The sequence below is a fragment of the Streptomyces sp. O3 genome (genome assembly GCF_054788135.1).
The window spans coordinates 20,154-41,454 of record NZ_JBTVYK010000055.1; the positions used below are offsets into that span (position 1 = coordinate 20,154).

Consider the following 21,301-nt stretch of genomic DNA (forward strand, 5'->3'; position numbering starts at 1 on the left):
CCGGTAGGTGCGGTGCGGACGCGTGCGGCTCATCCCGCCCACGCGGTCACGACGGACAGCGCCTGGGCGGGCGTCAGACGCGGATCGCAGTGGCTCGTGTAGCGCACCCCGACCCGGTCGAGGTGGGCCTCGGTGCGCACGCACTCGGTGACGTCGTCGGGGGTGGTCTCCAGGTGGAGGCCGCCCGCGACGCCGCCCGCCGACTCGACGGCGAACTTGAAGGCACGCACCTCACGCTCGACGGCCGGCACCAGCCGGGTCTTGTGTCCCGCCGGGGAGCTGAACGTGTTGCCGTGCATGGGGTCGGTGAGCCAGCTGACCGGGTGCCCGGCGGCGCGGACCGCCGCCACCAGAGCGGGCAGCCGCTCGGCGACGGCGTCGGCGCCCATCCGCGCGATCAGGGTGAGCCGGCCGGGCTCGCGCCGCGGGTCGAGGCGTTCGCACAGGGCGCGCAGCTCGTCCGTGGTCGTCTTCGGGCCGATCTTGCAGGCGACCGGGTTGACGACCTTCGCCAGCAGGGCGACATGGGCGCCGTCGACCTGCCGGGTGCGCTCACCGATCCACGGGAAGTGTGTGGAGGCGAGGAGGAGTTCACCCGTCTCCTGCTCGCGGACCATGGGCACCTCGTAGTCCAGGAGCAGGGCCTCGTGGCTGGTCCACACCGTCGGGTCGGCGTGCTCGCGGCGGGCGCCGTCCCAGCCGAGGTTGCGGGTGATCTCGCTGGCCGCCATGTAGCCGGTGAGCATCCGCAGCGGGTCGGGCCTGCGGGACTCCGCGTCCGGGGCGGGAAGGTTGACCATGTGCCCCCGGTAGACGGGCAGTTCGACGCCGTTGACGGTCTCGGTGCCGTTGGAGCGCGGCTTGCCGAACTGGCCCGCCATCCGTCCGACGCGCACCACCGGCTTACGGGTGATCATCTTGAGGGCGCCGGCCAGGAGGTCGAGCACGGCGGCCTTGCGGTGCACATGTTCCGGGGTGCTCTCGTTCGGGTCCTCGGAGCAGTCGCCGCACTGCACCAGGTTGGCCTGGCCCGCGGCGACACGGGCGAGCTGCTCGCGCAGGACGCGCACGTCCGCCGCGTGCACCAGCGGCGCGCGCTGGGCTAGCTCCTTTCGGACCAGCTCGGTCTGCTCGTAGTCGCCCCAGTCGGGTTGCTGGAGAGCCGATTTGAGGCGTATGCCGGGCAGGGTGTTGTCCACAGAATGTCTCCGAAGGGTGCGAGGCGAGTGTGGTCAGGTGGGTGCGGTCAGGTGGGGGCGGGCGGGGCTCGACGAGACGGTCACCGCACAGCGGCCGACGCGTCCTGGAGGCGTGCCGCCAGCTCACGGCGCTCGACCGACGACGTCGCGGTGCGCGGCAGCTCGTCGAGCTTCATCTGCACCGGCGACGCCAGGACGGCGGGCAGGTCCCGCACGGCGGCGCGCCAACGCCCGGCGTCCAGAGGCCGGTCGTCGACGGTGCAGACGACGGGGACGGGCTCCTGCCGCCGCCCCGGTACGAAGACGAGTTCGGTGAGCTCCGGCAGCCGGGCCAGGACCGTGCCCTCGGCTTCCGGGGTGGAGCCCAGCGCGGGGATCGGGTCGGCCTCGCGGTCGGGCGGACGGACGCAGTCCTGCTCGGCGAGACAGCCGGCGTCGCCCGTGCGCCCCCAGCCGTCGTCGGGCTGCTCCCGCCAGGGCTCGTCCGGGCCGCACTCGCGCTGCCCGTGGATCTGGTAGAAGCGCGGCATGGGGCGGTCCGATGCGGCGAGCAGGCGCTGGACGGTGTCGGGGTGGACGGCGTCGAAGACGCTGCTGAAGTACTTGACTCCGGCGAACGGCCTGCGCGGGTCAGAGGCCAGCGGCTCCCACTCCGTGAAGCTGTCGGGGTGCGCCTCGATCAGGCCGGGCCGCAGTTCGGCGCAGAGCTCCGCGATGTGCTCGGCGTCGCCCTCGCGCGCCACGATCGCGGGCATGCCGCGCGGCAGCAGCACGGCGAGCGCCAGGAACAGCCGGGAGTGCGTGAGCGGCACGTGGACCAGGGCGTGTTCGGGCTCCCGGACCGCGTTCGCGAGCCGCTCCTGCGGGAGCAGCCGACCGAGCAGCGAACGCGCCGTGTGCACCACGAGTCTGGGCGTTCCGGTGCTGCCGGAGGTGTGCGTCAGCAGGGCCGGGCTGTCCGGCGCGGTGCGTACGGCGGGTACGGCGGGGGCGTCCGCGAGGTCCGCGAGGGACAGGGCGTCCTGGTGCGCGCCGGACGTGACGACGACACGGCCGGTGAGCTGGTTCAGCGGCAGCCCGGCCAGGTCGCCGGTGAGCTTGCCGGTGTCGGTCAGCAGGTGCGGGCGGCCCAGGCGGCGCAGGAGGCGCTCGACGGTGTCGGGGTCGAGGGCCGGGGGGAGCAGCGCCGGGACCGCGCCGATCCGGGCGGCGGCGCAGGCGAGCAGGCAGAGGTCGAAGTTGGTGCTCTTGTACAGCGCGATGTGGTCGCCGGTCCGCACCCCCGCCGCCCACAGCCGGGCCGACAGGTCGGCGATGTGCCCGGCGAGTTCGGCCAGGGTGAACGCCCATGCCTCGTCCGGCAGGACGTCGAGGTCGTGGTCGACGACGAGCAGCCCTTCGGGGTGTGCGGCGGCGGCCTCCTCGACCATGCTGCCGAGCCAGAGACCGGTCCTGTCTTCGGGGTCCGTGGGCATGGGGTTCCTCTCTCGGTGAGATCCGGGCCTGCTCCGGCCTGGGCGGTGCGGACGGCGAGGTGGGGAAGGGCCGAGGCGGCGCCCCCCGGTCGGGGCGTGCTGAGTCGCCGGGGAGGTGCATGGGTGTGCAGGCTGCGGCGTCGTACCAGGCCCGAGGACCGCACGGGTGGCGGCTCGGACGTCGGGTGACGACGGTTCCATGCTGTGGATTCACGCCAACAGCGGCAACGAACACCCGTCCAGTACGTCAGGTCGACCCGGCCTGCGGCGACGAGCGGTCGATGCCGTGCGGAGGCGTCGGCGGGCAAGGCCGCGGAGGGAACGGTTCAGGCCGGGTGCCGGTAGAGGACGTTCCGCTCCGGTTTTACGGCCTCTCCGCCGCCACGCCCGTGTACGCCTCCCGCAGCGTCCCGAGCAGCGGACGGTCCGGGGAGTGCGTGCCGTGGCGGCGCAGGAGTGCCATGGTCACACCTGGCAGGACGCCCGCCTGTGGCCAGAGCACCTGTCCGTTCCGGACGAAGCCGACGTGTTTGACGGCGGGCAGGTCGCGTTCGTACCGCACGACCGTGACGCTCAGCGGCGGGCCGCGCGGGAGACCGCCGGGCGGCGGGTGAGCAGCGGCCGGGGCCGGGCGGGCGCGGCCGGGTCCCCCAGGTCGAGCTGGGGTCGAAGACGGTCACGCGCAGCACGCACGGCCCGTCCTGCCCGGCCAGGTCACGGCGCAGCGGCTCCCGCACCCGTGCCGGGTCGAGTGTCGCCATGTGCCCCAGGATCTCAGGGCCGCGGCCCGCAGCCGCGGCGAGGTCCGGTTCGGGGGCCGGTGCGCGGGCCCGGCGGGCGGCTTAGCCAGGGGGCGAGGTACTCGCGGAGCCAGGGGGTGTCCGGGCGGCGCAGTTCGAACCGCGAGCCGTCAGGCCCCGTACGCACCAGCTCGCCGTCGGAGAAGGCGTGCCGCAGGCCGAGCGCCCAGGCCGCCTCGGCGGCGATATAGCGGTGGCCGAGCTCCGAGAGCCGCAGCCCGCCCTCGTCCCAGGCGCGGCGTTCGCGCAGCGCGCGCAGCGACCACAGGTCGGCGACCGGGCAGCCGTGCCGGTCCGCGATGCCCCGTACATGGGCCGTGTATGTGGCGGCCTTGGCGCGCGCATGGCGCAGGACCGGCAGCGGGCGCGGGTCTGTCCCGGTGAACAGCAGGACGGTACGGGCGGGTGCGCGCAGCTCGACGACCGCGGTCTCCATGCGTTGCGCGAGCGCGTCGGGGTCGCCGTCGGGGCGCAGCAGGTCGCGGCCGCCCGCGTGCAGGGCGACCAGGTCGGGGGCGAACTTCCGGACGGCGCTGAACTGTTCGGCGACGATGTGGTCCAGGGACCGTCCGGGGAACGGCTTGCGGTAGTGGAGCACGCCGTCGGGCCGTTCCTCGGCGAGCAACACGGCGAGCCGGTCCGCCCAGTCGAGGGACGAGGCGGTCCGGCCGGGGCCGTCGCGGTGTGCGGTGAGACAGTCCCCGAGGGCCGCGTACGACTCGACGGGATGCCCGGCTGCCCTTCTCGATGCTGTGGTCACGTCGGCACTTCTCAACTCCGGGGCCAAGGTCCGGCGATGGTGGTCCGGATGGCGGCGGCGTGCAAGGGGCCTGCCGGGAGTGTGTCACCTGGAAGGCTCCCCCGGTAGAAGGCTCCCCGGTCGCTGATGCCGGGCGTGCGCGCGACGCCCCACGCCGTCCCCTGGTGCTCCGGCCACACCCTCTCGTACGCCGTGGGGGCCTGGGGCGGCAGCTGTGGCCGGTCGCCGGGCGGCCGCTGGTGCTCCGGGCACCGGAGCGGGCGGTAAGTGGGTGAGCGGCGCACCTCGTTCGAGACCGGGCCTGGAGACGACGGTTGACCTGCGGCCGAGGGGCTGCCGAACCGTCTGGGGGAGCGTTGTGAACACATCCGTGCTCAGGAGAAGGACACCCACCGAACCGGGCCCGCCGCGTCCGCTGGCCCTCGTGCCGACCGGTCCCGCACGCCGCGACGGTGTCGTGGAGGAGCTCAGCGACACCTTGTTCTCCGCGTTCCGCAGGAAGGACCAGCGTCTCAAGGCCGAGCGGTATCTGCGCGGCCTGCTTTTCGCCCAGGGCCGCAAGTCGATCCGGAACATCGCGGCGCACGTCGGCGGCGCGGCCGCCGAGCAGAGCCTGCACCACTTCATCTCCAGCTCCACCTGGGACTGGCAGCCCATGCGGGCCGCGCTCGCCGGGTATCTGGAGCGGTCCGGCACGCCGCGGGCCTGGGTGGTGCGCTCGCTGCACATCCCGAAGGCCGGGGAGCACTCGGTGGGCGTGGACCGGCTGTTCGCCCCGCAGCTGGGCGGCATGTTCCGGGGGCAGCAGGCCTTCGGCGTGTGGTTCGCGTCGGAGGAGACGAGCGCTCCCGTCAACTGGCGACTGTTGCTGCCCGAGCAGTGGATCAACGACCACGAGCGGCGCGAGCGCGCGGAGGTGCCGGAGAACTTCGGCTGCGAGACCCAGGAGGAGTGCGCGGCCACGGCAGCGGTCGAGACGGCAGCGAACGGGGAGGTCACACGCCGTCCCGTCCTGCTCGATCTGCGGACCGGCGCGGTCCGTCCGACCCTGGCGCGGCTCGCCGCGGCACGGGTGCCGGTGGTCGGCCGGATCGGGGCGTCGTGCCGACTCACGGTGGCCGACCGGGCCCTGCCGGGTTTCGGCGCGGGTCCGCTGCCCGCACAGCAGATCCTGGAGTCGACGAAGGGGCTGCGCCGCCCGGTGCACTGGCTTGACGCCGCTGCCGGGAACACGTCCCGTACGTCCCTCGCCTCGGTCGTACGGGTGTCCCTGCTGGACCCGCGGACGGGTCGGCAGCGCCCGATGCTGCTGCTCGGCGAGTGGCACGCGCCGCAGCGGCCGCCGGTTCAGATCTGGCTGACCGACCTGACGACCGCGCCGGTCGCGCCGCTGCTGCGGCTGACGAAGCTGACCCGGCGGGTGGAGCGGGACTTCGCCGAGATCGGCGAGAAGGTCGGGCTGCGCGACTTCGTGGGACGGTCGTTCCACGGCTGGCACCGCCACATCACCCTGGCCTCCGCGGCGCACACCGCGAGGGCGCTGTCCGCCGACACCGCCGACACCCTTGGCGGCCTTGAGGACGCCGCCTGACCCGGTGGCCCGGTATCACCCGGCGCCGTGGGCGTCGTACCCGCCACGGCCGCGCAGCACTCCCCTGGCCCGCTGCAGCCGCAGCGCCAGCTGCACCTCCAGGGCCTGGCCCGGCTTCTGCCAGTCGCCGCCGAGGAGTTCGGTGATCCGCTCCAGTCGGCGCGAGACGGTGTTGGGGTGGACGTGCAGCGCCTCGGCCGCGTTGGTGGGGCTGCTGCCCGAGGCGAAGTAGGCCTCCAGGGTGCGGGTGAGGTCGGTGAGGCGCTCCGCGTCGTACTCCAGGACCGGGCCGATGGCGGCCCCGATGAAGCCCTCGACGTCGTAGTCGTCGGAGAGCAGCAGGCCGAGGAAGCCCAGGTCCTGCGCGGCGGCCGCGCAGCCCGAGCCGCCGAGCGCGGTGAGGGCGTCCAGGCAGCGCATGGCCTCGCGGTACATCCGGGCGACCTCGGCGGGCGAGCCGTCGGGCCCGGCCGCGCCGACCGAGACCGGGTGCCCGAGCAGCGGCGAGAGTTCGTCGGCGACTGTGCGGGCCGCCGCGGAGGCGTCCGAGCCGGGCAACAGCAGCACGATGCAGCCGCTCTGCACGGTCTTGAGCCCGGACATGCGGTACGCGTACGACGACGCCCACACCACGGCCGGGCCCTGCCCGCCGCCCTCGGGCCGGGCGACGACGAGGACGTGCGGCCGCTCCAGGTCGATGTCGAGGCGGCGGGCCCGCTGGGCGATCTGGTGCGGGGACTGGGCGGCGGCCGAGGCGTCCAGGAGCGCGTCGAGGAGTTCGTCGCGTACGGGGCCTTCGGCGACGGCCGCGCTGCGCTGCATCAGCAGGTGCACGGCGAAGGCCTGCGCGGTGGTCTGCAACAGCCAGCTGTCCTGCCCCACGAGGCGGGTGACCGGCCGCAGCACCAGGGCGCCGAGGTCCTCCGTACCGGCGACGACGGGGGTCACCCAGGTGCGCTCGTCGGCGAGGACCGGGCCGCGCTGGGCGTGCGCGGCGAGGACGGCCTTGGCGACCGCGTCCTCGTCGAGGTCGGGGATCTCTCCGCCCGCGGCCACCACGCGCCCGGCCGGGTCGCGCATCTGCAGGGTGCCGTCGAGGGCGTCGCCCGCGGCCTTGGCGACGGAGGTCAGGTCGGCGCCCGCGACGAGCAGGCCCATGATGCGGCTGTAGGACTCCCCGAGCTGTTCGAGGCGGACCAGGCTGGTGCGGGTACGGAATCCGTCGAGTTCCAGCTCGGCGACCTGGTCCTGGGCCTGCTGCAGCAGCCCGGCCTTCTCGATGGCCACGGCCGCGAGGTCGGCGAGTGAGCAGATCAGGCCGATCTCGTCGGGGGTGTAGTGGCGTACCTTGCGGTCGGCGCCGTAGAGCACGCCCACGGCGGTGTCGCCGTGCCGCAGCGGCACGGCCATGATGGCGCGCAGCCCCTCGGCCTCGACGACCCGGTCGATGGCCGAGGAGTGCGGAATCACGTCGTCGTTCAGGTAGTCGGCGGTCCACAGCGGGGCGCCGGTGGTCAGCGCCCGGTGGCCGAGGCCGCTGCCGCCCTCCAGACGAAGTCCCGTGTTGAGCGCGGTGGTCGAGCCCTCTGATGTGTGGACGACCATCTCGCCGCTGGGGTCGCGGAGGGCGACGTACGCCATGTCGAAGTGCAGCAACAGCCGGACGCGGCGGGTGATGACGCTGAGCAGGGTTTCCAGGTCGTACGGGAGGGTGAGGTCACGCGCGGTGTCGACGAGCGCGGCGAAGCCCGCCTCGCGCTGTCGGCCGCGTTCAAAGGAGGCGTGGACGTCTCGGGCGAGCCGCACGGCCCGTTCGGCGCGGGCGAGGGCCGCGGGGTCGGATCCGGACCGCCGCGCGCGCTGCACCAGCGCGTCGAAGCGGCCTACCGCGGCTTCCTCCGCGAGCAGTTCAAGTACGGAGAGCGCCACATCGTCCCCGTCGCCCCCGGCGTCATCGCCACCGATATAGCCAGACATATCGCATCCCCCGCCCTATGGGCCGGGCACCGCCCGGCGCGTCCGAAAATAGTTCTCGGACATTCGGGCCGTCAACGTTGACCAGGGGCGTTGCATGGCGGCGGTGTTGTGAGCACCACCGCGAAGGCTCCGCGGTGTCCTGAGACCACCTTCCTGCCGGGCGCCGCCCTGCCCGAAGCTCATGCCGCAGGGCCCGGAGCAGATCCGCTCCGCCCAGAAGGGGGCTGTGGTGAGCTTGCAGATCCGAAGCTATGTACGGTCGTTGGAGCGCAGCCGAGAGGCAGCCGCCGCCGACGGGCGACCGGGGGTGTTCACCCTGCGAGGCCGTGACTGGACGCTTCTCCCGGACGTGTTCGCGCCGCCGTACTCGGCGTCCACGGACGCGGCCATGGAGTTGCTCGGCTTCGTGGAGGGCGCCCAAGTCCCGCGGCGGGGCTCGTTCCTGGAGATCGGCTGCGGCACCGGCGTCATCGCGGTGAGCGCCGCGCTCGCGGGCTGCGACCGGGTGCTCGCCACCGACGTCAACGCGCGCGCCGTGCGGAACGCGGCGCTGAACGCGCGGCGGCACGGCGTCGCCGACCGGGTGGCGGCCCGGCACAGCGACCTGTTCGACGCGCTCGACCCAGGCCAGCGCTTCGACACCGTGTACTGGCACTCCAACTTCGTGCTCGCGCCGGCCGACTACCGCTACCAGTCGATGCACGAGTGCGCGTACGTCGATCCGGGCTACGCCGCCCACCGCCGCTATCTGGCGCAGGCCCCGCTGTGGACCACGCCCGGCGGCACGGCCCTGCTGCACTTCAGCGACCGGGGCGACCTGGCCGGGCTGTACGCCATCGCCGACGAGTCCGGGCGCGCGCTGGAGGTGCTGAACAGCATCCGGATCCGGGAGGGCCGGGAGCTGGTCGAGCACATGCTGATCAGGGTGTCGGCGGCACCCGCGGCCCTCGGTCACGGCCGTTCCGGGGCGCGCCCCGGAGCCGTGGCCGCACCCCGCGGGGCCGCCTGAACCACCGCCGGTCCGGTCGGCGTCCGTACTGTCGCCGCCGGAACCGCGTGCCGACATCCGCACCGCGGACACCCGCACCGCGGACATCCGCACTGCCCATGCCGACTCACGAGGGAATACGGGAATCAACGTGCGCATCCTGCTTGTCGACAACTACGACTCGTTCACCCATAACCTCGTCCACCTCCTGGCCCAGATCACCGGCCGGGAGCCGGTCGTCGTACGGAACGACGACCCGGACTGGCACATCGGGCGCCTCGCCGAGGTCGACGCCGTGGTCCTGTCGCCGGGCCCCGGAACCCCGGAGCGCGCCGCCGACTTCGGGATCTGCCGGGAGCTGGTGGAGCACTGCGAGCTCCCGCTGCTCGGGGTCTGCCTGGGCCACCAGGGCGTGGCGTACGCCCACGGCGCGACGGTCGCGCGAGCCCCGGAGCCCCGGCACGGCCAGCTGTCGCCGGTACTGCACGAAGGGGACGGCCTGTTCACCGGCATCCCTTCCCCCTTCGAGGCGGTGCGCTACCACTCGCTCGCGGTGACCGATCTGCCGGACGTTCTGGAGGCCACCGCGTGGACCCCGGACGGCGTCCTGATGGGGCTGCGGCACCGCACCCGGCCGATGTGGGGGGTGCAGTTCCATCCGGAGTCGGTCCTGACCCGGCACGGCCGGACCCTGCTCGCCAACTTCGTGGAGTCAGCCCGCCGTTGGCACGCCGAGCGTCCCGCGCACGCCCCGGAACTGGAGCTCCCGGAGCCTGTCCGCCCAGAACCTGTCCGCCCAGAACCTGTCCGCCCGGAGCCTGTCTACCCGGAGCCCGCACCGCCCCGCGCGACGCCGCCCGCCCGCGAACTCAGCGTTCTCGTCCAGACGTTGCGGACCCACTGGAGCGAGGAGGCCGTGTACGAGGAGCTGTTCGGCGCGAGCGGGACGTCGTTCTGGCTGGACAGCAGCACGGGCGCACCCTCGCGCGGCAGGCTCGGCCGCTTCTCCTTCATGGGCGACGCCTCGGGTCCGCTGGCCCGCGTGGTGACGGCCGACGTGTGGACGAACACGGCCACGGTGCACTCCGCCACCGGCGCCGAGGTGGTCTCGGGCGACTTCCTGACCTGGCTGGAACGCGACCTGGCGGCCCTCCGTACGACGGTGCCTGAGCTGCCCTTCGACTTCGCGCTCGGCTGGGTCGGCTATCTCGGCTACGAGCTGAAGGCCGAGTGCGGCGGCAGTGCCGCGCACCGCTCCGAGGAGCCGGACGCCGCGATGGTGTTCGCGGACCGGGGTGTGGTGTTCGACCATGCGAAGGGCATGACGTATCTCCTGGCGCTCGCGGAGGACGACCGCGCCGAACCCGCGCGGCGCTGGCTGCGCGACACCGCCCGCGTCCTCGACCGCCTGGCTGGCCGACCGATGTCGAGAAAGCCGCTGGCCGTGCCCGACGCCGAGGTGACGCTGCGGCATGACCGGGGCGAGTATCTCGGCCTGGTCGACACCGCGTTGGCGAAGATCGCCGAAGGCGAGAGCTACGAGGTGTGCCTGACCAACATGGCCGAGGCACGCGGCGACTTCGACCCGTGGGCGAGCTACCGGGTGCTCCGCCGCGTCAGCCCCGCCCCGTTCGGCGCGCTGCTGCGCTTCGGCGAACTGTCGGTCCTGTCCACCTCCCCGGAGCGGTTCGTGCGGGTGGCCGCCGACGGTCTGGTGGAGTCCAAGCCCATCAAGGGCACCCGGCCGCGCGGGGCGACCCCGGAGGACGACGCCGTACTGGTCGCGGAGCTGATGACGGACGAGAAGGACCGCGCGGAGAACCTGATGGTCGTGGACCTGGTCCGCAACGACCTGGGCCGCTGCGCCGAACCCGGCTCGGTCGAGGCCGAGAAGCTGTTCCAGGTCGAGACGTACGAGACGGTCCACCAGCTGGTCAGCACGGTCCGGGCGCGGCTGCGCGCGGACAGCTCGCCGGTGGACTGCGTGCGCGCGGCGTTCCCGCCCGGCTCGATGACGGGCGCGCCGAAGATCCGCACCATGGAGATCATCGACGGCCTGGAGGCGGGCCCGCGCGGCGTGTACTCGGGCGCGATCGGCTACTTCTCGCTCTCCGGCGCGGCCGACCTCAGCGTGGTGATCCGCACGGCGGTGCTGACTCCGGGACGGCTGCGGTACGGGGTGGGCGGCGCTGTGATCGCCCTGTCCTCGCCGGAGGCGGAGTTCGAGGAGACGGCCGTCAAGTCCCGCCCGCTGCTGGCCCTGACCGGCAGCACGTTCCCGCGGGGCGGGTCGGCCCCGGTACGGCCCCTGCGGCAGCCGTCCCCGTCCTCGTCCCCGTCGGCGGCGCAGGGCGAGGACCGGGACCAGGACCGGAGGCAGGCCCCGGCGGCTGCCTAGGGGCTGTCCGCGGACCAGGCCCCGGTACAGCGGATCAGGCCCGGTACAGCGGAAGCGTCGGCCGTGCCCTCGTCGGGGGAGAGGGGGCACGGCCGACGCCGTCTGCGGGGGCTGCTCGGCAGCCGTGTCGACGCCGGTGGTCTCCCCCGCACCCGCATCGTGCGGGAGCGCACGGGGGCGGACCAGTCGGGGGCGTGTGGTGTGTCAGGTTCCCACTTCTCCGCGACCGCGTCCGCGGGGACCAGCGCGACCATGGCCTCGGCGACGATCCCGGCTGCGGGCACCGCGCACACGTCGGAGCGCTGGCGGTGGGCCTTGGCAGGCTCGCCGGAGCGTACGTCGACCGTCGCGATCGGCTTCATCGCGGCCCGTACCCGCAGCGGCTCGCCCGTCGTGATGCCGCCCTCCACGCCGCCCGCGCGGCCGGGGTCGCGGGGGCGAGGACGAGATCGTCGTCGTCATGTGCGGGTCTCCAGGGCCGGGGCCACGGTGTCAGGCAGCCCGGTGCGGACGCGCGCGGGACTGCCGCGGCATGTACTCGGGCAGGGTGCTGACGGCGCCGGACGCGATCAGGCGCTCGGCGCCGAGGCCGCCCGTGCCGCTCACTTCGCCCGCTTCAGGCTGCCGCGCGCCGCGGCGGCCACTCGCTCGGGGGTGAGTCCGGGCTGCCGGTAGAGCGAGCGGTACGCGGCGAAGGCGCCGAACTGCGCCAGGCCGACGCTCTCCCCGGCCGCGCCGATCAGCGCGTACCAGCCGAGCGCGGCGCCCGCCTGAACGGAGACGCGGGCGCGCACGCCGGGCGGCAGGACCGCCTCCCGGTACTCCTGACTCTGCTTCCGGAAGCGCTCGACGCTCGGCATGGAGACGACACGGGTGGCGATGCCCTCCCGCTGGAGTATCGCGCGGGCGGCGAGGGCGACCTGGACCTCGGCGCCGGTGGCGACGAGGACGACATCGGGGCTTTCGCCGTCGGCCTCGGCGAGCACATGACCACCGTGCGCGGGCCCGTCGGCCGGGGTGGGCCCGTCGGCCGGGGTGGGACTGTCCTTCCCGCGCCGCGGGGCGGTCACCTGGACGGTGTTCACAGGGCGCTCAGAGCTCCTCAATCCGAAGGAATCCGGTAAGGGACGGGCGTAGGCGGACGCCCGGCCTGCTGGCCCGCGGTGTCCGGCTGCGCCCGAGCGCGTCGAGCACCGCTCGCGCGACCTGGGCTCGCGTGCGTCCCCGAGTCCGGACGACGGCCCGCGCGACCTCCTCGTACAGCGGTCGTCGGGCCGCCGTCAGCACGCGCCAGCACCGGTGCGGGTCGGCGGCGAGCAGCGGACGGGCGGTGTCGAGTCCGGTCCGTACGGCCGCTTCCCGTGCCGTCAGCGACAGGAAGACCACGGGGTGTCCGCGAGCGTCCCCCTGGCGAGTTCGCTCAGCCGGGAGGCGACGATGCGCGGCCCGTCCTGGGTGAGCACGGACTCGGCGTGGAACTGCATCGAGGTGAAGTGCGGGGCGCGCAGCGCGTGCACCTCGCCCGTCTTCGGGTCGCGGCTGACCTCGACGACGGTGCCGTCGGGGGCGTCGAACTTGTCGCCGGGGCTGTGTGCGGCGAACGTGTTGTAGAAGCCGACGCGTTCGCGGCTGCCGAACAGGTCGATCTCCCGCTGCACGCCCTGGTTGGGCACGTCCCTGCGGCGCAGTTCGAGCCCCAGGTTCATGCTGAGCACCTGATGGCTGAGGCACACCGCGAGGAACGGCCTGCGTTCGTCGAGGAGCACGCCGATCGCCCTGTTCAGATGAGCGATCTTGGCGTGGTCGGTCTCGCGCGGGTCGCCCGGTCCTGGCCCCATCACGACGAGGTCATGGCCGTCGAAGGAGTACCGCTCGTCGAAGCGACGGACCGTCACCTCCAGGGCCATGGCTCGGAGTTGCTGCTCGATCATGGAGGTGAAGGTGTCCTCGGCGTCCACCACGAGGACCCGCCGCCCGGCGAGCGACGGCTCGGTGCGGGCGCGTCCGCCGTGTTCGGTGAGCCAGAAGTCGGCGATGGGGCCGTTGCGTTCGGCGAGCGCGGCGCGCACCCGCGGGTGGCCGCCGAACCGGGTCGGCCCGCCGTCCTCCAGCGCGGCGACCAGCCCGGCGGCCTTGGCGTGCGTCTCGGCCACCTCGGAGTCCGGGTCGGAGTGGCGGACGAGGGTGGCGCCGACGCCGATGCGGATGCGGCCGTCGCCCTCGATCTCGGCGGTGCGGATGAGGATGGACGAGTCCATGGTGCGGCCGCCGTGCGCGTCGCGTCCGACGAGGGCCACGACGCCGCTGTAGTAGCCGCGGCCGTGCGGCTCGTACGCGCCGATGACGCGGGCGGCGCTCTCCAGCGGGCTGCCGGTCACGGTCGGCGCGAACATCGTCTCGCGCAGGATCTCGCGCGGGTCCCGGTCGGTGCGGCCGTCGATGAAGTACTCGGTGTGCGCGAGCCGCGCCATCTCCTTGAGATACGGGCCCACGACGCGACCGCCCTGTTCGCAGATCCGCGCCATCATCTTGAGTTCCTCGTCGACCACCATGTAGAGCTCCTCGGCCTCCTTGCGGTCGGCGAGGAAGTCCATGACGCCGTCGAGGGTGGGGCCGGAGGCCGGGTAGCGGTAGGTGCCGCTGATGGGGTTCATGACGGCGACGCCGTCAGCGAGACTGACGTGCCGCTCGGGGGTGGCGCCGACGAAGACGCGGTCGCCGGTGTGCACGATGAACGTCCAGTACGCGCCCTGCTCGCGCTCCAGCAGACGGCGGAAGAACGCGAGAGCGAGATGCACGCCGTAGTCGGTGATCTCGGCGGTGAAGGAGCGCTTGATGACGAAGTTGGCGCCCTTGCCGGCGCCGATCTCGTCCTTGACGACCCGGCGGACGGTGTCGGCGTACTCGGCGTCGCCCACGTCGAAGCGGCCGTCGCGCAGCTCGATGGCGGCGTCGGGCACGCGCCGCAGCACCTCGTCGAGCGGCGCCCGCTGCTGCTCGGTGACGGCGAGCGCGATCAGCGGCGCCTCGTCGTCCGGCGCCTCGAAGCCGCGCTCGGCGATCTGCCGGTACGGTACGAGGGCGAGCACCTCCTGGTACGGCTCGCCGGTCGCGGCTCCCGTTTCGGGCACGGGGACGTCGGCCAGGGTACGGGGCAGCGACACCTTCCCGAGCAGCACGTCGACGGCGTCATCGCCGGTGGTCTCGGGCCGGTGCAGCACGGCGAACGCCGGCGGGTTCGGCGCGAGCACCCGGCCGAGCGGGTCAGGGCCCAGGGAAGCCGCACGCTCTCGGCCGCTCATCCGATGATCTCCTTGACAGTGGTGACGACGGCACAGCGACGGGCCGCGTAGTTCAGGGCCAGCCAGTGGTCGTGCTCGGTGAAGTCGGCGACCGCGTCGGCGACGAGGAAGGTCTCGATGTCGTTGGTGAACGCGTCGACGGCGCTCATGAGCACGCCGACGTGCGCGTACACCCCGCAGACGATCAGCTGGTCACGGCCGGCGCGGCGCATCCGCTCCAGCAGATCGCTCTTGAAGAACGCGCTGTAGCGCCACTTGGTGAGCCGCCAGTCCCCCGGCGCGGGCGCCAGTTCGTCGACCACTTCCCGGTCGGCGGGCGCGGTCCGCATGCCGGGCCCCCACAGGTCCTTCAGCAGTCCCCGCTGCTCGGGCGTCATCCCTCCGGGCTGCGCCGTGTAGGCGACGGGAATGCCCTGCGCGGCGCAGTGCTCCCGCAACGCGGCGGCGTTGGCGATGAGTTGGCTGCGCAACGGCTCGGGGAACGGCTTCAGGAAGTAGCGCTGCATGTCGTGGACGAGCAGCACCGCCCGTCCGGGGTCGACGGACCACTGCGGCACGTTGGCGGGCAGGGCGGAGGCGAGCGGTATCGGATAGCTGTCGATGGACGGCAGACCGGCCATGGAGATCCTCTCGTCTTACGTGGACCAGGTGCCCAGGGCGCAGCCCACGTTCCAGACAAGCGCCCGGCGCTGTGTCCTCGATTCTGAGAATCCCCGTCCCTCACACCAACGCCGCTGCCCGCAGTCCGTCAGGTGGAGCCGCGGCTTCTCGGCCCAGGACGCCCCTGGCGTAGGGCGGTGGGATCCGAGCCGCTCCCCGTCCGGGAACCGCCGACCGGGGCTCGCCCGCCCCGGACGGCCTCGACTCCTCGCGCAGCAGCCGCTGATACGCCGCCAGCGCCTCTCCCGGATCTCCGCACTGGTTGAGCACCGGCGGCAGCCGCTCCCGCAGCCACGCGGCCAGCTGCAACGTCGGGAGGTCGGCGGCCAGTTCGCGGTACCGCCCGCTGCGCAGCTCCGCCTCGATCCACTGCCCCGCCGCCCGGTCGCGGGACTGCATCAGCCGGTCGATCTGCGCGGCGAGGTGCGGTCCGGGCACGACGTCCGCGAGCGGCTCCCCGCGCCACAGCCCGAGCGCCTCGCGCAGCCGTCGCGCCGCGGTGTCGAGGTCCCCGGTGGCCATCGCGCGATATCCGGCGCCGACGGCCCGCTCGAACTCCCAGGCGTCGCAGGTGTCCTGGCCGCCGTCGAGCCGGTAGCCGCCCGGCAGGTCGGCGAGGACCTCGACGGCCCGCCGTCGGCCGCGCTCGTGTCCGGTCCCGTCGCTGTGCCCGTGCTCGCACAGTGCGGCGGCGATCAGCTCCCGCAACTGGCTTACGTACGACCGGAGCATGTGCTTGGCCTGGTGTGGCGCCCCGTCGGGCCAGGCCTCCTCTACGAGGAGTCCGCTCGGCACGATCCGGCCGGCGAGCGCCCCGAGGAGGGCGAGCACCCGGCGCGGCTCGGCGGCCGTGGGGGCGATCGACGTCTCCCCCTCGGTGACGGTCAGCGCGCCCAAGACCTTGATCTCCATGATGCCCCTCCGTGCGACGACACTCGGGCCGGGCGTACGCGAGCGGCGGCCCTCCTCCGTAAGCAAAATAATAGTGGGCTTTTTGTTTTTAGGAAAGCCGGAGTCGCCGACCGTGCCCCGCGGGGGGGGTCAGACCGCGTCGCATCCCCCGTCCACCGGGACCGCTCCCCCGGTGACGAACGACGCCCGGTCGCTGCACAGCCACACGGCCGCGTGGGCCACCTCCCTCGGGTCGGCCATCCGCTTGATGACCGCCCGCGATCCTGCGGACGCCGCCAGTTCGGGCTTCTCCTCGATCGCCTGCTCGATCAGCTCGGTGTGCGTGGCACCCACCATCAGGGCGTTGACCCGGATCCCGCGATCCCCGTACTCGGCGGCCGCCGCCCGCGTGAGGCCGAGCACGGCGTGCTTCGCGGCGACGTACGGCGCGACCGCACCGGTCGCGAACGACCCTGCCGTGCTACAGGTGTTGACGATCGAGCCGCCCGAGCCGCACTCCAGCATCACCGGGATCTGCCGCTTGAGGCAGTTCCACACCCCGCGCACGTTGACGTCCATGATCTGGTCGTACAGCTTGTCGTCCGTCTCGTGCAGCGCGGGCCCGATCGTGCCCCAGCCCGCATTGTTGAACGCCGCGTCCAGCCCGCCGAAGGCGTCCACGGCGGCGGCGACGGCGTCGCGTACGTCGGCGTCGGAGGTCACGTCGCCGACGGACACCACGGCCCGGCCGCCTGACTTCCCTATCTCAGCGGCGAGTTCATACAGTCGCCCGGCCCGCCGCGCCATCAGCACGACCGCCGCCCCCTCCGCGGCGAACTGCCGCGCCGCGGCCCTCCCGATGCCGCTGGACGCTCCGGTCACCATGACCGTCCTGCCGTCCAACAGCCCTTGTCCGTCGACCATTTTCCCCCGCCTCTCGTCGTCTCCCGTACCGGGCGTCCCCCGGCCGTGGCGTGCCGATCTCCATGGCACCGTGCATCCGGTCGGGGCGGACTACCCGCGGCCGAACTCCGCCGCGTGATCGTCCGCCCACGCAGCGAAGGTAGCGGGTGCACGCCCGAGCAGTTCGGCGAGGTCCCCCGTCACTCCCCCGGACTCCCCCGCCCCGCGCCGCCGCGCGGCCTGCAGGAGCGCCTCGGCCAGGGCCGTCGGCAGCCGCGCCGACCAGCGCTCCAGGGCCCGCTCCTCGGTGAGCTCCTCGAACCCCAACGGCCGCCCGAGCGCCCGCCCGAGCTGCTCGGTCTGCTCGCGCGCGCTGACGGCCTCGGGCCCGGTCAGCGCGTACGTCCGGCCCGCGTGCCCCTCCTCGGTCAGCACGCGCACCGCCGCCTCGGCCACGTCCCGCGGGTCCACACACGCGGTCCGCGCGTGGCCGCCGAGGGCGCGGACGACGGACTCCTCACGGATCGAGGCGGCCCAGGACAGCGCGTTCGACATCGGCGTACGGATCCGCAGCACCGTCCAGTCCAGGCCGAAGGCGCGCAGCGACCGCTCGCTCTCCCGGTTCCAGCGGGCCACCAGGTCGTCGGCGTCCGGGTCGGCCACCGCGAGCCAGGACAGCTTGACGGCGCGACGCACCCCGGCGGCCTTCGCGGCGTCCAGGATGTGCGCGTCCTGCTCGGGCCGCAGCGGGTCGGCGGTGACCACGAAGACCGCGTCGGCTCCCGCGAACGCCGGCTCCAGGCCCTGCGGTCGGCTGTAGTCGCCGACGACGATCCGGCCGGGCAGGCCGAGCCGCGCGGCCTTGTCCGCGTCCCGCACCAGGGACCGCACGGCGCCGCGCCGTGCGAGCAGTCGGGTCACGTGCCGTCCGACCGCGCCGGTCGCGCCGGTCACCACCACCCGCGGGGCGGCCGCGTCCGGTGCGCTCACCGCTCCTGGCTCCGCTTCTGACCTCGCTCAAGACCCAACTCGACGCGTTTGACGGCGCTCGGCACCGCCACGCCCGGCAACAGGCACTGCCAGATCTCCACCACCCGCGCAGGCAGGTCCTGGTACCCGCTCGCCAGGCGCGCGTGCATCTGCGCGCCCGTGCACGCGTTGACCAGCAGCCTGGCCAGCGCCTCCACGTCCACTCCGGCTTTCAGCTCACGCCGGCGCTTCGCGTCCTGGAAGATCTCGGCGACGACCTTCGTCCACTGCTCGTGGGAGTTCTCCGACGACCCCAGGAACTGGTCCTGGTCCGTCACGAGCCGCGCCCCGGCAAGCAGCATCCGGTCGCTGCTCAGCTGGTACGCCCAGGTCAGCGTCACGTCGATGGCTTGCTGCAGCCCGGTGGACTCCAACGGCGGTACGACCAGGTCGGGTTGGTTGGCGACGATCTCGCGGGCCAGCTCCTCCTTCGACCTGAAGTGGAAGTACATGGCGCCGAGCGTCAGCCCGGCCCGGTCCACGATCTGGGTCATGCTCGCCCCGGCGAACCCGTTCTCACCGAAGACCTCGGCCGCTGCGCGCACGAGAGCCGCACGGGTACGGACAGCCCTCTCCTGTTTGACGGTCCGGACACTCATGGCTGCTACCTCGCGAAGCACTCGACAAAAAGAAATACCTTCTTTATTTTATGCCTGCAGCCCGACAGATCAAGAAGCCTCCTGCATGTCACGCCCAGCACGTCACGTCGTTCCAGGGGAGAGAACACGTATGGCTACTGGCACCACCGACACGCTCCGCACCGCCCCCCGCCCCTCCACGGCGGAGGTGAACAGAGGGCTCGTACGCAAGGTCGTCCCAGCCGAGGCCCTGGTCATCGACTGGGAGATGATCTCCGATCGCGAACAGAGGGTCGTCGTCCGATGGCCGGCCGACCACTCCTTCTACCGGCTGGGCGGACGCTACAGCCCGCTCCTCGTCACCGAGAGCATCCGCCAGGCCCTGGCGCTGCTGACGCACACCGTGCACGGAATCCCGCTCGACCACCGGCTCGGCTGGGAGCTTCTGGAGTCCACCGTCGACCCGCGCGGCCTGCGGGTCGGGGACGGCGCGGTCGAGGTGGAACTGCTGGTCGCCCACACCTCGGTGAGCCGGCGTCGGCTCGGCTCGGTCCATCTGTGCTCGCGGGTGGTCGTCCTGCGCGACGGCCGGACCATCGGCGGCGCCAAGCTCAACTACACCACGCACCCTCCGGCGATCTACGACCGTCTGCGCGGCTCCTACGCTGACGCGCCCGCCGCCTTCGCCCGCGCCCTGCCGGTCACGGAACCGGTGTCGGCCGCGCTGGTGGGCCGCGGCGACGAACGGGACGTCGTACTGTCGCCCACGGATGCCGACCACACCTGGCGACTGCGCGTCGACACCGGCCACTCGGTGCTCTTCGACCACCCGCACGACCATGTACCGGGCATGGCACTCCTTGAGGCGGTCGGCCAGATCGCCCAGGCTGAGGCCGACACGCCCGTCGTCCCGATCGCCTTCGACACCGTGTTCCTGCGGTATGTCGAGTTCGACCAGCCCGTTCTGCTCAGCGCCGAGCGCATGGCGCCGGATCCGGACGGCCGCCCGTGCGTCAAGGTGAGCGCCGTCCAGGACTTGAGGCTCACCTTCACCTGCACAGTGATCTCGGAGCCGGACCCGGCCCGTTGACCCTCCGGCGGCGGGCGGCGCGTCCGAAGCGCTCTTCGGCCGCGCCGCCCGCCGCCGCGTCCGGTCCTCAGCTCGTCCAGCTGTGGGCCACGTCGACCACGACCCGGTCGTTCAGTTGGATCACGCGGAACGGCAGGCGGGCGCGGACGCCGAGGCCGACCTGTGTCTGGCCCTCGGAGGTGCCGCCGAACCGGGTGTCCCGGAAGGTGCTGTACCCGCTGATGTCCACGCCGGGCAGCGGCTCGCCCACCTGGCCCGGATAGGTCGGCGTGCCGGCCTCCAGGTCGTAGCTCCACGCGCCGACGCGGATGTCGAGGATCGCGCCGCCGGCGACCGGTATCTGCTCGCCCGAGGGGTCCGCGGAGAACTGGTCCACGTACTGGACGTGGTAGCCGAGCTGGTCGCCGCCGCCGGGCACGTCGAACACGATGCGGTCGTAGCACGGGTGCTGTCCGGTCCTGACGTTCTCCAGGTGGTCGGCTCCCACGGCCGCGCCGCCCTCGGCGCCGCTGCCCCAGCCCGTCGGGCAGGTCGTCGCCGCGCGCGGGCTCTCGGCGGGCGCCGCGCCCGCGGTGCCCGCCGCCGTCCCCAGCGTGGCGGCCGCGAGTACCGCCACCGCCGCCATCGCTCCTATCCGTCGCATTATGACCCCCTAGGTCGCGTAACTCTGGTATTGCGTGAGACGGTCCAGAGCGCCGGAAAGTTGCACGCTTGGCGTCGTGTCTGGGGCTCTGTCACTCCGTCGCCGCTACCGGCGTATTCCTCGCGTGAGGAATACCGGGCGGTTGACGCTCGCGGAGCGCGGCGCGGACTCCGTCAGGCGGCCGTAGGCGGTGGAGTGTTCGCCGGGGACGGTGACCTCCTGCGGAGTGAAGCCGTGCGCGTCCAGGAACGCTGCGGGCTCGTCCGTGCCGAACACCCAGGGGCAGCCCCAGCGGGCGAAGGCGTCGATCTGGCCCGCTACGGCCTTGGTCCCGGCGATGTCCGCCGCCAGTACGCTGCCGGGGGCGGTGCGGGCCTGGACGCGGTCGAGCAGCTGGTGTGCGTCGGGCTCGGGGATGTAGTAGAGCAGGCCTTCCATCAGCCAGACCGACGGCTGGCCGGGGTCGTATCCCGCCGCCAGCAGCTGCTCGTCCCAGCCGTCTTCGGTGAGGTCGGCGGAGATCGTCCGGTGGTCCGTCCTGGTACGGACGCCGTCGAGGCGGTCCGCCTTGTACCGCATGACGGCGGGGCGGTCTATCTCGAAGTAGCGGGTGTGGGCGGGCCAGTCGAGCCGGTAGGCGCGGGAGTCCAGGCCGGAGGCGAGCGACACGATCTGGGGGACCGTCCGGGCCTCGTGCAGCAGGCAGTCGTCGAAGAAGCGGGTGCGGACGGCGTTGAGGTCGAAGACGCTCAGCAGCCTGCGCTTCTGGTCTTCGGTCATGCCGGCGGTCAGCTCGTCGAGGAGCGCGGGTCCCAGTTCGCCGCTGAGCAGGTCCGCGTACTGGTCGTCGTGGAGCCGGTCGGTCCGTCGGTACTCGATGGCTCTCATGGCCGCGGTGATCAGCGCGGTGCGCCCCACAGCGTCCATTTGTTCGATCATGGCGTCCGGTCCCCTTCCGTGTCGGCGCGGGAAGGATGCACCGCCCCGGCCCGTCAGAGTGACGATAGCGAGCGTGCG

General features: G+C 73.1%; 19 protein-coding genes and 1 pseudogene. 4 read left to right on the forward strand and 16 right to left on the reverse strand.

Going from position 1 to position 21,301, the window contains the following annotated elements; all coding sequences use genetic code 11:
* Positions 1 to 29: 29 nt before the first annotated feature.
* The 4 genes from ACX6XY_RS24235 to ACX6XY_RS24250 all read right to left on the reverse strand — a co-directional run bounded on the left by ACX6XY_RS24235 (position 30) and on the right by ACX6XY_RS24250 (position 4,234).
* Positions 30 to 1,199 (reverse strand): 3-deoxy-7-phosphoheptulonate synthase, encoded by a 1,170-nt coding sequence (locus ACX6XY_RS24235; protein ID WP_460334610.1) that lies wholly within the window; start codon positions 1,197 to 1,199, stop codon positions 30 to 32.
* Between the two features lie 80 nt (positions 1,200 to 1,279).
* Complete coding sequence (locus ACX6XY_RS24240; RefSeq protein ID WP_460334613.1) at positions 1,280 to 2,674, reverse strand: AMP-binding protein; 1,395 nt, start codon at positions 2,672 to 2,674, stop codon at positions 1,280 to 1,282.
* A 364-nt stretch (positions 2,675 to 3,038) separates the two neighbouring features.
* Positions 3,039 to 3,236, reverse strand: a complete 198-nt coding sequence (locus ACX6XY_RS24245) for a hypothetical protein (protein WP_460334616.1) — start codon at positions 3,234 to 3,236, stop codon at positions 3,039 to 3,041.
* A gap of 212 nt (positions 3,237 to 3,448) precedes the next feature.
* The gene (locus tag ACX6XY_RS24250) at positions 3,449 to 4,234 is read right to left on the reverse strand and encodes an SGNH/GDSL hydrolase family protein (protein ID WP_460334618.1); all 786 of its coding nucleotides are present in this window, start codon (positions 4,232 to 4,234) and stop codon (positions 3,449 to 3,451) included.
* 358 nt (positions 4,235 to 4,592) lie between these two features.
* Here ACX6XY_RS24250 and ACX6XY_RS24255 point away from each other — a divergent pair, with 358 nt between their 5' ends.
* Positions 4,593 to 5,825, forward strand: coding sequence for an IS701 family transposase (locus tag ACX6XY_RS24255; RefSeq protein WP_460334621.1), 1,233 nt, complete (start codon positions 4,593 to 4,595; stop codon positions 5,823 to 5,825).
* Between the two features lie 15 nt (positions 5,826 to 5,840).
* On the opposite strand, the gene ACX6XY_RS24260 is transcribed toward ACX6XY_RS24255, so the two are convergent.
* On the reverse strand, positions 5,841 to 7,802 hold the full coding sequence (locus tag ACX6XY_RS24260; RefSeq protein WP_460334624.1) for a helix-turn-helix domain-containing protein: 1,962 nt from the start codon (positions 7,800 to 7,802) through the stop codon (positions 5,841 to 5,843).
* Between the two features lie 229 nt (positions 7,803 to 8,031).
* Between ACX6XY_RS24260 and ACX6XY_RS24265 the strand changes: the two genes are divergently transcribed.
* Together ACX6XY_RS24265 and pabB are read left to right on the forward strand one after the other, a co-directional pair.
* Complete coding sequence (locus ACX6XY_RS24265) at positions 8,032 to 8,811, forward strand: methyltransferase domain-containing protein (protein WP_460334627.1); 780 nt, start codon at positions 8,032 to 8,034, stop codon at positions 8,809 to 8,811.
* A gap of 130 nt (positions 8,812 to 8,941) precedes the next feature.
* Positions 8,942 to 11,188, forward strand: coding sequence for an aminodeoxychorismate synthase component I (pabB, locus tag ACX6XY_RS24270; RefSeq protein ID WP_460334629.1), 2,247 nt, complete (start codon positions 8,942 to 8,944; stop codon positions 11,186 to 11,188).
* 200 nt (positions 11,189 to 11,388) lie between these two features.
* On the opposite strand, the pseudogene ACX6XY_RS24275 reads toward pabB, so the two are convergent.
* The 9 genes and pseudogenes from ACX6XY_RS24275 to ACX6XY_RS24315 all read right to left on the reverse strand — a co-directional run.
* Positions 11,389 to 11,622, reverse strand: a pseudogene (locus tag ACX6XY_RS24275) (chorismate synthase); the annotation flags it as partial.
* A 168-nt stretch (positions 11,623 to 11,790) separates the two neighbouring features.
* Entirely contained in the window at positions 11,791 to 12,273 is a 483-nt protein-coding gene (locus ACX6XY_RS24280; RefSeq protein ID WP_460334632.1) for a transketolase-like TK C-terminal-containing protein, read from the reverse strand.
* A gap of 7 nt (positions 12,274 to 12,280) precedes the next feature.
* Entirely contained in the window at positions 12,281 to 12,574 is a 294-nt protein-coding gene (locus tag ACX6XY_RS24285; RefSeq protein WP_460334635.1) for a shikimate kinase, read from the reverse strand.
* Positions 12,556 to 14,490: an anthranilate synthase family protein gene (locus ACX6XY_RS24290; RefSeq protein WP_460334638.1), complete on the reverse strand. Its 1,935-nt coding sequence runs from the start codon at positions 14,488 to 14,490 to the stop codon at positions 12,556 to 12,558. Before ACX6XY_RS24290 ends, ACX6XY_RS24285 begins: the two co-directional genes overlap by 19 nt.
* A complete protein-coding gene (locus tag ACX6XY_RS24295; RefSeq protein WP_460334641.1) occupies positions 14,487 to 15,110 on the reverse strand; it encodes an isochorismatase family protein in 624 nt (207 codons plus the stop codon). The genes ACX6XY_RS24290 and ACX6XY_RS24295 overlap by 4 nt, the downstream gene beginning before the upstream one ends.
* A gap of 100 nt (positions 15,111 to 15,210) precedes the next feature.
* Entirely contained in the window at positions 15,211 to 16,062 is an 852-nt protein-coding gene (locus ACX6XY_RS24300; RefSeq protein ID WP_460334644.1) for an AfsR/SARP family transcriptional regulator, read from the reverse strand.
* A gap of 129 nt (positions 16,063 to 16,191) precedes the next feature.
* Positions 16,192 to 16,926 carry an SDR family NAD(P)-dependent oxidoreductase gene (locus tag ACX6XY_RS24305; protein ID WP_460334681.1) on the reverse strand — a complete coding sequence of 245 codons (735 nt, stop codon included), beginning with the start codon at positions 16,924 to 16,926 and terminating at the stop codon, positions 16,192 to 16,194.
* A 129-nt stretch (positions 16,927 to 17,055) separates the two neighbouring features.
* Complete coding sequence (locus tag ACX6XY_RS24310) at positions 17,056 to 17,934, reverse strand: NAD(P)H-binding protein (RefSeq protein ID WP_460334647.1); 879 nt, start codon at positions 17,932 to 17,934, stop codon at positions 17,056 to 17,058.
* The gene (locus tag ACX6XY_RS24315) at positions 17,931 to 18,572 is read right to left on the reverse strand and encodes a ScbR family autoregulator-binding transcription factor (protein ID WP_460334650.1); all 642 of its coding nucleotides are present in this window, start codon (positions 18,570 to 18,572) and stop codon (positions 17,931 to 17,933) included. The genes ACX6XY_RS24310 and ACX6XY_RS24315 overlap by 4 nt, the downstream gene beginning before the upstream one ends.
* Positions 18,573 to 18,702: 130 nt before the next feature.
* On the opposite strand from ACX6XY_RS24315, the gene ACX6XY_RS24320 reads away from it, so the two are divergent.
* Positions 18,703 to 19,641, forward strand: a complete 939-nt coding sequence (locus ACX6XY_RS24320) for a ScbA/BarX family gamma-butyrolactone biosynthesis protein (protein WP_460334653.1) — start codon at positions 18,703 to 18,705, stop codon at positions 19,639 to 19,641.
* A 67-nt stretch (positions 19,642 to 19,708) separates the two neighbouring features.
* Here ACX6XY_RS24320 and ACX6XY_RS24325 read toward each other — a convergent pair whose 3' ends face one another.
* Both ACX6XY_RS24325 and ACX6XY_RS24330 read right to left on the reverse strand, forming a co-directional pair.
* Positions 19,709 to 20,284: an AMIN-like domain-containing (lipo)protein gene (locus ACX6XY_RS24325; RefSeq protein ID WP_460334656.1), complete on the reverse strand. Its 576-nt coding sequence runs from the start codon at positions 20,282 to 20,284 to the stop codon at positions 19,709 to 19,711.
* A 105-nt stretch (positions 20,285 to 20,389) separates the two neighbouring features.
* Complete coding sequence (locus tag ACX6XY_RS24330) at positions 20,390 to 21,211, reverse strand: class I SAM-dependent methyltransferase (protein ID WP_460334659.1); 822 nt, start codon at positions 21,209 to 21,211, stop codon at positions 20,390 to 20,392.
* Positions 21,212 to 21,301: the final 90 nt, after the last annotated feature.

Coding starts and splice junctions, on each gene's coding strand:
- ACX6XY_RS24240 (WP_460334613.1), bottom strand. CDS start 2,674: ATGCCCACGGACCCCGAAGACAGGACCGGTCTCTGGCTCGGCAGCATG.
- ACX6XY_RS24260 (WP_460334624.1), bottom strand. CDS start 7,802: ATGTCTGGCTATATCGGTGGCGATGACGCCGGGGGCGACGGGGACGAT.
- ACX6XY_RS24290 (WP_460334638.1), bottom strand. CDS start 14,490: ATGAGCGGCCGAGAGCGTGCGGCTTCCCTGGGCCCTGACCCGCTCGGC.
- ACX6XY_RS24295 (WP_460334641.1), bottom strand. CDS start 15,110: ATGGCCGGTCTGCCGTCCATCGACAGCTATCCGATACCGCTCGCCTCC.
- ACX6XY_RS24300 (WP_460334644.1), bottom strand. CDS start 16,062: ATGGAGATCAAGGTCTTGGGCGCGCTGACCGTCACCGAGGGGGAGACG.
- ACX6XY_RS24305 (WP_460334681.1), bottom strand. CDS start 16,926: ATGGTGACCGGAGCGTCCAGCGGCATCGGGAGGGCCGCGGCGCGGCAG.
- ACX6XY_RS24315 (WP_460334650.1), bottom strand. CDS start 18,572: ATGAGTGTCCGGACCGTCAAACAGGAGAGGGCTGTCCGTACCCGTGCG.
- ACX6XY_RS24320 (WP_460334653.1), top strand. CDS start 18,703: ATGGCTACTGGCACCACCGACACGCTCCGCACCGCCCCCCGCCCCTCC.
- ACX6XY_RS24325 (WP_460334656.1), bottom strand. CDS start 20,284: ATGCGACGGATAGGAGCGATGGCGGCGGTGGCGGTACTCGCGGCCGCC.
- ACX6XY_RS24330 (WP_460334659.1), bottom strand. CDS start 21,211: ATGGACGCTGTGGGGCGCACCGCGCTGATCACCGCGGCCATGAGAGCC.